Origin of the sequence: Streptomyces sp. NPDC023723 (genome assembly GCF_040639815.1) — a bacterium.
GTDB lineage: Bacteria > Actinomycetota > Actinomycetes > Streptomycetales > Streptomycetaceae > Streptomyces.
Map to the genome: position 1 here is coordinate 49,878 of NZ_JBFAAP010000012.1, position 11,852 is coordinate 61,729.

General features: G+C 71.9%; 10 protein-coding genes. 7 read left to right on the forward strand and 3 right to left on the reverse strand.

Annotation, left to right across the window (positions count from 1 at the left end):
- Positions 1–57: 57 nt before the first annotated feature.
- From AB0G32_RS16155 to AB0G32_RS16165, 3 genes are all read left to right on the forward strand, one after another.
- Positions 58–663, forward strand: coding sequence for a YdbC family protein (locus AB0G32_RS16155; RefSeq protein WP_361162982.1), 606 nt, complete (start codon positions 58–60; stop codon positions 661–663).
- A gap of 74 nt (positions 664–737) precedes the next feature.
- Positions 738–1,397, forward strand: a complete 660-nt coding sequence (locus AB0G32_RS16160) for a histidine phosphatase family protein (RefSeq protein ID WP_361162984.1) — start codon at positions 738–740, stop codon at positions 1,395–1,397.
- A gap of 92 nt (positions 1,398–1,489) precedes the next feature.
- Positions 1,490–2,422 carry an ADP-ribosylglycohydrolase family protein gene (locus tag AB0G32_RS16165; protein WP_361162986.1) on the forward strand — a complete coding sequence of 311 codons (933 nt, stop codon included), beginning with the start codon at positions 1,490–1,492 and terminating at the stop codon, positions 2,420–2,422.
- Positions 2,423–2,841: 419 nt separating this feature from the next.
- Here AB0G32_RS16165 and AB0G32_RS16170 read toward each other — a convergent pair whose 3' ends face one another.
- Positions 2,842–4,389: an MFS transporter gene (locus tag AB0G32_RS16170; protein WP_361162988.1), complete on the reverse strand. Its 1,548-nt coding sequence runs from the start codon at positions 4,387–4,389 to the stop codon at positions 2,842–2,844.
- Positions 4,390–4,573: 184 nt separating this feature from the next.
- On the opposite strand from AB0G32_RS16170, the gene AB0G32_RS16175 reads away from it, so the two are divergent.
- The 3 genes from AB0G32_RS16175 to AB0G32_RS16185 all read left to right on the forward strand — a co-directional run bounded on the left by AB0G32_RS16175 (position 4,574) and on the right by AB0G32_RS16185 (position 6,700).
- Positions 4,574–5,194, forward strand: coding sequence for a TetR/AcrR family transcriptional regulator (locus tag AB0G32_RS16175; protein WP_361162990.1), 621 nt, complete (start codon positions 4,574–4,576; stop codon positions 5,192–5,194).
- Positions 5,195–5,288: 94 nt separating this feature from the next.
- Positions 5,289–5,990: a ribonuclease HII gene (locus AB0G32_RS16180; RefSeq protein WP_361162992.1), complete on the forward strand. Its 702-nt coding sequence runs from the start codon at positions 5,289–5,291 to the stop codon at positions 5,988–5,990.
- Between the two features lie 68 nt (positions 5,991–6,058).
- Positions 6,059–6,700 carry a hypothetical protein gene (locus AB0G32_RS16185; protein WP_361162994.1) on the forward strand — a complete coding sequence of 214 codons (642 nt, stop codon included), beginning with the start codon at positions 6,059–6,061 and terminating at the stop codon, positions 6,698–6,700.
- A gap of 482 nt (positions 6,701–7,182) precedes the next feature.
- Here AB0G32_RS16185 and AB0G32_RS16190 read toward each other — a convergent pair whose 3' ends face one another.
- Both AB0G32_RS16190 and AB0G32_RS16195 read right to left on the reverse strand, forming a co-directional pair.
- Positions 7,183–7,797 (reverse strand): hypothetical protein, encoded by a 615-nt coding sequence (locus tag AB0G32_RS16190; protein WP_361162996.1) that lies wholly within the window; start codon positions 7,795–7,797, stop codon positions 7,183–7,185.
- 305 nt (positions 7,798–8,102) lie between these two features.
- Complete coding sequence (locus AB0G32_RS16195; protein ID WP_361162998.1) at positions 8,103–10,268, reverse strand: RecQ family ATP-dependent DNA helicase; 2,166 nt, start codon at positions 10,266–10,268, stop codon at positions 8,103–8,105.
- Positions 10,269–10,408: 140 nt separating this feature from the next.
- On the opposite strand from AB0G32_RS16195, the gene AB0G32_RS16200 reads away from it, so the two are divergent.
- The coding region (locus AB0G32_RS16200; RefSeq protein ID WP_361163000.1) for a DUF4192 domain-containing protein at positions 10,409–11,852 on the forward strand (1,444 nt) is incomplete at its 3' end.

The following is an 11,852-nucleotide window of genomic DNA, read 5'->3' on the forward strand; positions in this document are numbered from 1 at the left end:
GAAAGCAGACTCCGCAAGGGCGACCGGGGCCGTGTTTCCTGGCCGTACGATGGCGCGGTGCTGGTCAAGTGGATTCGCTGCACCGTGGTGGACCGCCGCGGTTTCGAGCGGGGGCAGCGAAAGTGGGCGGGGCTTCCGGGGGAGCCGGGTTTTCGCGGACAGGGCGGTGGCTGGAGCCGGATACGGCCGGACGTGGCGCACGTCTTCGCCTTCTGGGAGAGCCGCACCTTCTACGACTCCTTCATGGCCCGTTCCCACGACCGGCTCGCGGCGTCCCAGTCGGGCACCTTCAAGGACGCCAGGACCAGGCTCTTCGACCACCGCTTCGATGTGAAGACCGGTTTTGAACCGCGGTTCACGGACGCCGATCTGGTACGGGTGGCCCTCTGCCGGGCCCACGAGGAGCGTGCCGAGCACTTCGTCCTGATGCAGGAGAAGGTGTGGAATCCCGCGATGGCCGGTTCGCCCGGCATGATCCGCGGCCTGTTCGGTGAAGCGCCGGGACACGAGTACCTGGTGCTGTCGATGTGGCAGGCCGCCGCCGAGCACGGCAAATACCGCACCGAGCGGTTGGAGCGGCTCGCCCTGCGGGCCCAGACGGAGGCCGACGTCGCGGCGCTCACCGGGGACATCGTGGAGCTGGAACCGTCCTGGACGGTGTGAAGCGCTGTGTGACGTACGCCGTATGGAGGCCGCCCGGGTGCTCGGCGGAGGCCGGCGCGATCTAGGGTCTTGGCATGGCACGACCACGGCGCATCGTCCTTGTCCGGCACGGAGAGTCAACCGGCAACCTCGACGACTCCGTGTACGAGCGCGAGCCCGACCACGCCCTGGGGCTGACCGAGCAGGGCCGGCGGGAGGCCGGGCGGACGGGCGAGAAGCTGCGAGAGGTGTTCGGCCGCGAGCGGGTCAGTGTGTACGTCTCCCCCTACCGGCGCACGCACGAGACCCTGAGTGCCTTCCGTCTCGACCCCGAACTCATACGGGTTCGGGAGGAGCCCCGGCTGCGCGAGCAGGACTGGGGGAACTGGCAGGACCGCGAGGACGTACGCCTCCAGAAGGCGTACCGCGACGCCTACGGCCACTTCTTCTACCGCTTCGCCCAGGGCGAGTCCGGCGCGGACGTGTACGACCGGGTGGGCGGCTTCCTGGAGAGCCTGTTCCGCAGTTTCGAGGACCCCGACCACCCGCCCAACGTGCTCCTGGTGACGCACGGGCTGGCCATGCGGCTGTTCTGCATGCGGTGGTTCCACTGGACGGTCGCGGAGTTCGAGTCGCTGTCCAACCCGGGGAACGGCGAGATACGGATGCTCGTTCTCGATGACGACGGGCGGTACCGGCTCGACCGGCCGTTCCACCGCTGGCGCGATCCGGAACCGTACTGGATGACTGGATGACGGAGCGGATGCCGCCAGGTGACCAGCTGACTGGATGAGCAGCCCCGATGAATGGATGAGCAGACCCGATGACTGGACGGGAGGGCAGGGCCATGACGACCGCACACTCTTCTGCCGAAGGGCGTCGTTCCTCGGCCGAGGTGCGCCTGGACCGGGCCCTGGCCAGTCTGCGCGGGCTGTCGGTGGGCGACGCGCTGGGCTCGCAGTACTTCGTGCCCGTCAACCATCCGCTGCTGAAGCGGCGCGAGGTACCGCCCGGAATCTGGCAGTGGACGGACGACACGGAGATGGCCTGCTCCGTGGTGGCCGTGCTCGCCGCCCACCAGCGCATCGACCAGGACGCGCTGGCCCGCTCCTTCGCCGAGCACCACGACTTCGACCGGGGGTACGGCCCCGCGGTCAACCGGCTGCTGCGGCTGGTCCGCGAGGGCGGTGACTGGCGGGAACTCGCCGCCGCGCTCTTCGACGGACGGGGCTCCTGGGGCAACGGCGCCGCGATGCGGATCGCCCCGCTGGGCGCCTGGTACGCGGACGATCCCGAGCAGGCCACGCATCAGGCGGAGATCTCCGCCTACCCCACGCACCAGCACCGGGAAGCGGTGGTCGGAGCCATGGCCGTGGCCGCTGCCGCCGCACTGGCCGCGACGCCCGGCGGCCCGCCGGACGCGGAGGCGCTCCTCGACGGGGTGATCGCGCTGGTACCAGGGAAGAGCGCGGTCGGCGCGGGTCTGCGCCGCGCCCGGGACATGCTCGACTACGGCGACGCGGGCACGGTGGCGGCGGTCCTGGGCTGCGGGCGGCGTACGACCGCTCATGACACGGTGCCGTTCGCGATCTGGTCGGCCGCGCGGGCCCTCGGAGACTACGAGCGGGGCTTTTGGACCACGGCCCAGGTCGGTGGGGACGTGGACACGACCTGCGCCATTGCGGGCGGCGTGATCGCAGCGGGCCGGGCCGGGGCCCCGCCCACGGCCTGGGCGGAACGGACGGAAGCGCTGCCGGACTGGCTGACGGCGGGGGTCTGAGCCGCCGCGCCGCGCGCCGGTGACGCACCGCGCGTCTTGGGAACTCTCTGTGACTGGCCGCTCGTTGTCGTGGCAAGTGCGGTGCGACCTCCATGCATGAGGCAGGGAGGCCGCGCACCGATCGGCCGAGTGTCAGGAGGAGGTCATGGCGTCCCTGTCCGTCCTGGTCAGGTTCGTATCGGTTGCCTTGCTCGCCGTCCGGTTCCTTGTCCTGCCCGTCGTCCTTTTGGCCAGGCTGTCCCTGGCACCGCTCGCTGCGCCGCTCGGCGGGCGGCGGACGACGGGGCGCGTCCGCTCCCGAGCGTCACGGACGGTCATGGAGCCGCCGGACAGGGGCCGTGAGCCGACGGGACGACGGCCGACAGGCCGCGGAATACAGACCTGTCGGCCGGCCCCGGCCGGCCCGCGGGCTGGTCACCTCATCCGGCGGCGGGCCCGGCGGTCCCGGACAGGGCCTCCAGGTCGCTCTTGCGGACCCGGATCACCAGCCAGGCCGTGGCCAGCGCGAGCACGGCCATCGCGGCGGCCGGGACGAACGCCGCGGAGATGCCCTGTGCCAGTACGTCGTGCCCCCAGGGGGCGGGCAGCTGCTGGGTCCGGGCGAACTCCGCCTTCTGCTCCGGCGAGCTGTCGGCGAGGAAGCTCGGCAGTTGCTTCTCCGCCTCGTTCCTGCTCGCCGTGCCGAACACGGTCGTCAGGATGGACAGCCCGAGTGCCCCGCCGACCTGCTGCATGGTGTTGAGCAGGCCGGAGGCCGCGCCCGCCTCGTGCTGGGCGACGCCGGAGACCGCGGTGAGCGTCAGCGTGACGAAGTTCAGCCCCATCCCGAAACCGAAGATGAGCATGGGCCCCAGCACCCCGCCCACATACGAGCTGTCGGAGCTGATCAGCGCCTGCCAGGCCAGTCCGATCGCCGCCAGCGTCGAGCCGGCGACCATGAACGGCTTGGGGCCGAGGACGGGGAGGAAGCGCTGGGACAGACCGGCACCCAGCGCGATCACCACGGTGACCGGCAGGAAGGCGAGTCCGGCCTCGATGGGGGTGTAGCCCAGTACGTTCTGGACGAACAGCACGATGTAGAAGAACATCCCGAACATCGCGGCGGCCAGGCTCAGCATGATCACATACGTGCCGGAGCGGTTGCGGTCGGTGAACATCCGCAGCGGGGTGATCGGTTCCCGGGCCCGGGACTCGATGCGGACGAACGCCAGCAGCAGGACCACGGCGGCCCCGAAGGAGCCGATGGTCAGACTGTCCCGCCAGCCCTCGTCCGCGGCCCTGATGAAGCCGTAGACAAGGGTCGCCATGCCCGCCGTGGAGGTCACCGCACCGGCGATGTCGAAGCGGCCGGAGTGCCGTTCGGACTCGTTGATGTACAGCGGGGCGAGCGCGGCGATCAGCAGGCCGATGGGCACGTTGACGAAGAGCACCCAGCGCCAGTCGAGCCATTCGGTGAGCATGCCGCCCGCCAGCAGGCCTATGGCGCCGCCTCCCGCGGAGACGGCGGCGAAGACACCGAAGGCGCGGTTGCGCTCGGGACCCTCGGAGAACGTCGTGGTGATGAGAGCCAGCGAGGTGGGGGACGCGATCGCGCCGCCCATGCCCTGAAGCACCCGCGCGGCCAGCAACTGCCAGGGCTCCTGGGCGAATCCGCCGAGCAGTGAGGCGAAGGTGAAGATCAGGATGCCGGCCATGAAGACCCGGCGGCGGCCCAGGATGTCACCGGCCCGGCCGCCGAGGAGCAGCAGACCGCCGAAGGTGAGCGTGTAGGCACTGACCACCCAAGTGAGGTCGGTGGTGCTGAACTTCAGGGCGTCTTGAATGTGCGGGAGAGCGATGTTCACAATCGTCGCGTCGAGTACCACCATGAGTTGGCAGGCCGCGATGACGGTGAGCGCGATGCCGGGGCGTTGGTTCCTGCGGGCCTGGCCCGGCTTCCGGTCCTGGAGTAATGGAGAGGTTGTCACTGTGAATCCCCCACGCGAGACTTAGTGAACGCTGACGTTCACTGTCATGCCGACGGTAGTGACCCTCGGACAGTGAACGCAAGCGTTCACTGTCCCCGGTGTCGCGTTTCCCTCCCCCTCGCGGTCGCGCGGCGCCTCCCCGCACCTCCGAATCCCCGCTTCACATGCCTCTGGAGGCAGCTGAATGACTACTTCACAATGGGGGGTCGCCGCCGCTCAGGCGGCCTCTCGCCGGCGTGGCGCGGTGCTGGAACGCGCGATCCTCGACGCGGCGCTGGAGCAGCTCGGCACGGTCGGCTGGAACGGGCTGACGATGGAGGGCGTCGCGGCCGGCGCGCAGACCGGCAAGGCGGCCGTCTACCGGCGATGGCCGTCCAAGGAGGATCTCGTCGCGGACGCGCTGCGGTCCCGGCTGTCGCGTTTCGACACCGCGCCGGACCTGGGAAGCGTGCGCGAAGACCTCCTCGCCCTGTGCCGGCGGGCCCGCGACGCCATGTTCTCCCGGCCTGGACTCGCCCTGCGTTCGGTCATTCACGAATGCGACACCGCGCAGGCGGAACGCTTCCACGCCGTAATCGCGGAGGTCGTGATCGAGCCGACCATCAGGCTGCTGCGCGAGGTCATCAATCGTGGAATCGAGCGGAACGAGGTGCGTTCCGATGCGGCGAACGGCTATGTATTCGATGCTCTCCCGGCGATGATGATGTATCGCTCAAAGGTGTGCGGCAGCGAATGGGCGGACCCGGAAATAGAGAAGATGATCGACCAGTTGATGGTGCCGCTGCTGCGTCCTCCCGGCCCCTGACCGGGCGGCGGGGAAAGCGGCTCAGAAGGGCGTCGCGCCGCTGAGGGAACCGGGGTGTCGACGGCGGTTCGGGGCGGCGTACGCTATGAACGCCATGCCGTACGAACCACCCACCCACACCGTCGAGCGCTCTCTTCGCGCCACGACCGGAGCGAAGATCATTGCTGGTGTCGACGAGGTGGGGCGTGGCGCGTGGGCCGGCCCCGTCACCGTCTGCGCGGCCGTCACCGGTCTGCGCCGGCCCCCGGAGGGCCTCACCGACTCCAAACTGCTCACCGTCAGGCGACGGGGCGAGTTGGCCGAGGTGCTGCGGACCTGGGTGACGTCGTACGCCCTGGGGCATGCCTCGCCCGAGGAGATCGACGACCTGGGGATGACCGCCGCGTTGCGACTCGCCGCGGTCCGGGCCCTGGAGACCCTGCCGGTCCGTCCCGACGCGGTCATCCTCGACGGCAAGCACGACTACCTCGGCACACCCTGGCGAGTACGCACGGTGATCAAGGGTGACCAGTCGTGCGTGGCGGTCGCGGCGGCCTCGGTGATCGCCAAGGTCCAGCGCGACAAAATGATGGCCGAACTGGGTATCGACCATGCAGACTTCTGTTTTGCGGACAACGCCGGGTATCCGTCGCCCGTGCACAAGGCCGCACTGGCGGAGCGGGGCCCCACCCCGTACCACCGTTTGTCGTGGGCGTATCTTGATGCGCTGCCCCAGTGGCGGCACCTCAAGAAGGTCCGCAGCTTGGCGGAGGGAAGCGTTCCGGCGATCGAGGGTCAGCTCGGCTTCGACTTCTGACGCTTCCATCCGTGCGTATGTGCCACCCGCTGGCGCGAGCCGCACCAACGTTTGATAAAAATCAGCTCATGCCTCTCATTCCCGAGGAGCCTCAGATTCACGAGAGTGCCCAGGGTCCCCGCGCCACTCCGGCCAGCGGCCGCATCGCGCCGACCCCTCGCCCCGTTCCCGGTCCTCGCCCCGCGGCTCCGCCGCGTCCCGGGCGTCCCGGCCCACTCCGCCCCGCGCCTCCGGCGCAGCGCACGCCACGTGACGCGGCTGCGGTCAAGCCCGGCCCGTCGGGTCCTGCGGCTCCCGCCGCTCCCGCCGCGGGCTCGGCCGCTCCGCAGATCCAGCTGATCCCGGCCTCGGTCGAAGGCGCTCTCGACGCCGCCGAAGAGGCCGTGGACCTGCTGCTGGACGCGGGTCGCGCTCCCGGTGACGTGCTGGTGCTCACCACCGGTGAGTCACACCCGTGGGCCACCCACGAACTGTCCTTCGGCGAAGCCTCCTACTGGGCCCAGCACGACGCGGGCGACGACGTCTTCTACGCCGACGCGGTCGCCGCGGACCGCGCCGCAGTGCGGCCCGTGGTCGTCGTGGCGGTCAACGGCGGTTCCGAGGCCGTTGCCGCCACCGCGCTGTCGCTGGCCCACACCCGTGCCGGTGCCCTGCTGATCGTCTGCGGCGACCCGCAGCGCATCAACGCGGTGCTGGGCGCGACGGCCTGAGCCGGCTCCCGCGGGCCGGTTCCGCGCCGGGCCGACGAAGGGGTCGCCGTGCGGCATCCGTACGGCGGCGGCTTTCGCCTGCCCGGCGGACCCGTTCTCCGTGGTCCGCGTACTGACCGACTACGGGCGACGTGGTGCGGCGGCAACCGGCGTCTCCGACCGGCGGTACCGGGGCACGGGGCTGGCCCGCATCCCCGATTCTGCCTCTGCCCTGGGCCGTGGCGCCGGACCGGCGATACGCGGACGTACGGGGGCGCGTAGCTGGGTTGTTCCCGCGGAGACGGAGACGCGGCGGTCGCGCAACGGGGTTGCTTGCGCGGAGGCATGAGGTCGCTCGCGCCGAGGTGCGGGTATTCGCGCAACGGGGTTGGCTGTTCGGCGGTGCGAGAGCCGCGTGCAGCGGGGTCGCTCGCGCCGAGGTGCGGTGTTCGCGCAACAAGGGCGCCTGCGATGCCGCCGACGCGGGGGACCTGCCTAGGCCGTCAGCGCGCGGCCGCGCGACGCAGTACCTCTGAGGCCACACCGCCCGTACGCGGTGGGGGAAGCGGCACCTCCGAAGTGGCGAACGGCTCCGGTGCCGAAGCCGAGCTGGGGCGGCGCCCGCCCCGGCCCTCGCCGAGTACCTGCCACCCGTCCCGGGTCAGCGTGATGTACGCCCCGCAGCGCAGGCCGTGCAGGGTGCACGCGTCCCGCAGCCCCCACATCCACGCCCCGTCCTCCTCCGTCCAGCGCGCGTCGCCGTCGCGGCAGGACAGCAGCACGGCGGTGCGCACCGGTGTGCGTCGGCGCAGGTCGTGCGGGATGACCCGGCGGAGCTGGGCGAGCAGGACGTTGCGGAACATCCACCCGTCGGCCTGGGCCGGACGGCCGGCGAACGAGGCGCTGGCGCGCAGGCGTTCGTCCGGGTCCAGTACGGCCACGATCGTGGTGGCGGGCCTGGGACGATGGCGCGCGTGCAGCCCGCTGACGATCTCCCGGGGGTTGCGCAGCAGCGGGATGCCGGCGGCGGCCCACTCCGCCGGTTCGAGTACACGGGTGGCGGACGTGGTGGACGGCGACAAGGGCGCCGCCGAGGACGGAGCGAATCCGAAGGTCACGTTCCTCCCTTCGGCTACGCGCCCGCACGCGGGCAGGGTCTGATTCGGGGGACGCGCACCGCGGTGCGGCCCTGCCGGGTCACGGACGGGCCACGCGGGGAGCGGAGTCCAATTCTTCCTGTCGAACTGGGTTGCGGCAACGAGCAATTGAAACCGGCGACCGGTATCGGATGATGTGTGTTTTATATCCCTACCCAGGGCTTCCCCCGGTGACGCATGGCACAGCCAGATCCGGCACGGTCGTGCGCCTCGTGCGGGCGCCGTCGGCTGTGCGGGTCCGCTGTTCCGCGCGCCCTCCCGGGCGGTCAGCCCTGTACGGCCAGGACCAGCGGCAACACCTCCTCCGCGCCGGCCCGCCGGAGCAGCCGGGCGGCGACCGCGAGGGTCCAGCCGGTCTCGGTGAAGTCGTCGACGAGGAGCACCGGACCACGCTGCCCGGCGAGGGCGGAGGCGAGCTGGGGCGGCACGGTCAGGGCCCCGTCGAGGACCTTGAGGCGCTGGGCGCTGTTGCTGCGCGTCGCCCGGGGCGCGTCGGACGTGTACTCGACGGCACCGAGCAACGGCAGCCGCCCCACCTCGGAGATGCGCTCGCCCAGGGAACGGACGAGGTGCGGCCGGGTGCGGGAGGCGACGGTGACCACGCCGACCGGGCGCGACCGGGCATCCGGCACGCCCGGGGCCCAGCCGCCGGGAGCCTTCGCCCAGTCCGCCAGTACCCCGACGACCGCCTTGGCGACATCGTCCGGCACCGGACCGTCCGGGGCCTGCGCCGCGAACATGGGCCGCAGCCGGTTGCCCCAGCCGATGTCGGACAGCCGCCCCAGTGCCCGGCCCGTCGTGGCCTGTTCACCGGCCGGGATACGCCCCTTCAGCTCGACCCCGATCGCCGGCAGGCCGGTCGGCCACATGCGGCGCGGCTCCACCTCCACGCCGGCCCGGCCCAGATCGGCGCGGGCGGCGTCGAGTGCGGCGTCGGACATCTCGGCGGTGAACCGCGAGCCCGCGCAGTTGTCGCAGCGACCGCAGGGCTTGGCGCCCTCGTCGTCCAACTGGCGTTGCAGGAACTCCATCCGGCAACCCGTCGTCGACGCGTAGTCGCGCATCGCCTGCTGCTCGGCCTTGCGCTGCCGCGCGACCCAGTCGTATCGCTCGGCGTCGTACGTCCACGGCCGTCCGGTGGCGGTCCAGCCGCCCTTGACCCGCTGCACCGCGCCGTCCACGTCGAGGACCTTGAGCATGGTCTCCAGGCGGGAGCGGCGCAGCTCCACCAGCGGCTCCAGGGCGGGCAGCGACAAGGGCCGGCCGGCCTGGGCCAGGACGTCGAGCGTGCGGCGTACCAGGTCCTCGGACGGGAAGGCCAGCGAGGCGAAGTACTCCCAGATCGCCTCGTCCTCCTTGCCCGGGAGCAGGAGCACCTCCGCGTGCTCGACGCCGCGGCCGGCGCGGCCGACCTGCTGGTAGTAGGCGATGGGGGAGGAGGGTGAGCCGAGGTGCACCACGAAGCCCAGGTCGGGCTTGTCGAAGCCCATGCCGAGCGCCGAGGTGGCGACCAGCGCCTTGACCCGGTTGGCCAGGAGGTCGTCCTCCGCCTGCTGCCGGTCGGCGTTCTCGGTCTTGCCGGTGTAGGAGGCGACCGGGTGCCCGCGCCGACGGAGGAAGGCGGTGACCTCCTCGGCCGCGGCCACCGTGAGCGTGTAGACGATCCCCGACCCCGGCAGCGCGTCGAGGTGGTCGGCGAGCCAGGCCATCCGGGCCGACGCGTCCGGCAGCCGCAGCACGGACAGGCTCAGGCTCTCCCGGTCCAGCGGACCGCGCAGCACCAGGGCGTCCGAAGCGGCTCCGGTGCCGAGCTGCTCGGCGACATCGGCGGTCACGCGCGCGTTGGCGGTGGCCGTGGTGGCGAGCACCGGGACCCCGGGCGCCAGGTCGGCGAGCATGGTGCGCAGCCGCCGGTAGTCCGGCCGGAAGTCGTGGCCCCAGTCGGAGATGCAGTGGGCCTCGTCCACCACGAGAAGACCGGTGGCGGCGGCGAGCTTCGGCAGGACCTGGTCCCGGAAGTCCGGGTTGTTCAGCCGCTCCGGGCTCACCAGCAGGACGTCGACCTCCCCCGCGGCGATCTCGTCCTGGACCGCCTCCCACTCCTCGGTGTTGGAGGAGTTGATGGTCCGGGCCCGGATGCCCGCCCGGGCGGCGGCGTCGACCTGGTTGCGCATCAGCGCGAGCAGGGGGGACACGATCACGGTGGGCCCGCCGCCGCGCGCGCGAAGCAGCGCCGTCGCGACGAAATAGACCGCGGACTTGCCCCAGCCGGTGCGCTGGACCACCAGGGCCCGGCGGCCGTCGGCGACCAGCGCCTCGATCGCCCGCCACTGGTCCTCGCGCAGCCGGGATGCGCCGGAGGCGTCCCCGACGAGACGGGAGAGGACCGTGTCGGCGGCCGTCCGCAGATCCGCGTTGCTCGTGTGCTCCATGCGGTCCATACAACAGGAAGCCACTGACAGCCGGGGCGCCGCCTCGGACACCGGGCCGGCCTCTGGCACGGCTGACGTGCCCCTGATCGAAGTTATCCACAGGCAAAGCGGAGCTTCAAATTCCGCGAGATCGTCGGGCCATGACGAACCACAGCGGATCGACCGGATCCTCCGAGAACGGCGACATCAGCGGGCGCGAGCGGTCGGACGCCCCACCCGTGTACGGGCACGAGGACGAGGGCCCGATCACCTTGCGGACCCCGGCCGAACTGGCCGACGCACTGCCCTATCTCCTCGGCTACCGCCCGGAGGACAGCATCGTCCTGGTCGCCCTGTACGAACGGGACGGGCGTGGCCGGTTCGGCGGCCGGGCCCGGCTGGGCATTCCCCCGAACCGGGACGACTGGGACGCCGCGGCCAGGCAACTGGTCCACGGGCTCGTGACCGGCGGCGCGCGCCGGGGCACCCGGCCCGGGCAGGTGGTCGCCTACCTCTGCCAGGAACCCGCGAAGGGCGAGACCGGACAGCAGGTCATGACCCGGCTGCGGACACTTGCGCAGACGCTGCGCGTCGAATGCGGCTCCCTCGACGTGCCGGTGGTCGAGGCCCTGTGCATCTCCGGCGGACGGTTCTGGTCGTACTGCTGCGACGACCAGTCCTGCTGCCCGGCCGAGGGCACCGCGATGGGCCTGCCCGGCGCATCCGTGCTGGCCGCCGCCGCCACCTACGCGGGCCTCCAGGTGCGGGGCACGCTGAGCGAACTGCACGCGAGGCTGCGCCCCCGGGAGGGCTCCATCGCCCGGGAGCAGGAAGCCGCGCTCGACGCGGCCAGCGTGACGCTGGTCTCCCGCATCCTCGACGACGGCAGCCGTACGGAGGTGGCCGAGGAGACCCTCGACCTGGCGGAGCGGCTGATGAGGCGGCTGGCCGACGCCCCGCCGGTGACCGGTACGGACCGGGCGGACCTCCGCGACGACGGACTCCTCGCCCACGACGAGGCCGCGAGGCTCATCCTCGGCCTCCAGGACCGCACGACCCGCGACCACGCGGCCGAGTGGATGGAGGGCGACGAGGCGCCCCGGGCCCTTCGGCTGTGGCGCGCGCTGGCCCGCCGCTGTGCCGGGTCGTACGGCGAGTACGCCGCCGCGCCGCTCACCCTGGCGGGATGGGTCGCGTGGTCCACCGGCGACGAACTGGAGGCGCGGGAAGCACTGGCCATGGCCCTGGCGGCGGACCCCGACTACCTCTTCGCCCGGCTGCTGCACCAGGCCTGCAACGAGGGCCTGGACCCGGAGTCGGTCCGCACCTGTCTGCGCGGTGAACGGGAGAGCCGCGACCGCCCGGCCACCGGGACGCAGAACGGCGGCGGGACCACCGAGGGGGCGGAGGAGAACGCACCGGCCGGTCCCGGCGACGAACCCTCCTCCGTGCCGGAAGTGGCGTCCTCGGCCCCCGAAGTGGCGTCTTCGGCTCCGGAACCGGCGCCCTCCGCGCCGGAAGCGGTTTCCTCCGCCCAGGCATCGGCCTCCTCCGCGCCCGAAGCGGCCCCTTCCGCCCCGGCATCGGCGTCCTCGTCCCAGGAGG

What these genes read in the sequence shown, in the direction of transcription:
- AB0G32_RS16195 (WP_361162998.1), bottom strand. Translation starts at nt 10,268, where the DNA reads ATGGAGCACACGAGCAACGCGGATCTGCGGACGGCCGCCGACACGGTC.
- AB0G32_RS16175 (WP_361162990.1), top strand. Translation starts at nt 4,574, where the DNA reads ATGACTACTTCACAATGGGGGGTCGCCGCCGCTCAGGCGGCCTCTCGC.
- AB0G32_RS16165 (WP_361162986.1), top strand. Translation starts at nt 1,490, where the DNA reads ATGACGACCGCACACTCTTCTGCCGAAGGGCGTCGTTCCTCGGCCGAG.
- AB0G32_RS16185 (WP_361162994.1), top strand. Translation starts at nt 6,059, where the DNA reads ATGCCTCTCATTCCCGAGGAGCCTCAGATTCACGAGAGTGCCCAGGGT.
- AB0G32_RS16180 (WP_361162992.1), top strand. Translation starts at nt 5,289, where the DNA reads ATGCCGTACGAACCACCCACCCACACCGTCGAGCGCTCTCTTCGCGCC.
- AB0G32_RS16160 (WP_361162984.1), top strand. Translation starts at nt 738, where the DNA reads ATGGCACGACCACGGCGCATCGTCCTTGTCCGGCACGGAGAGTCAACC.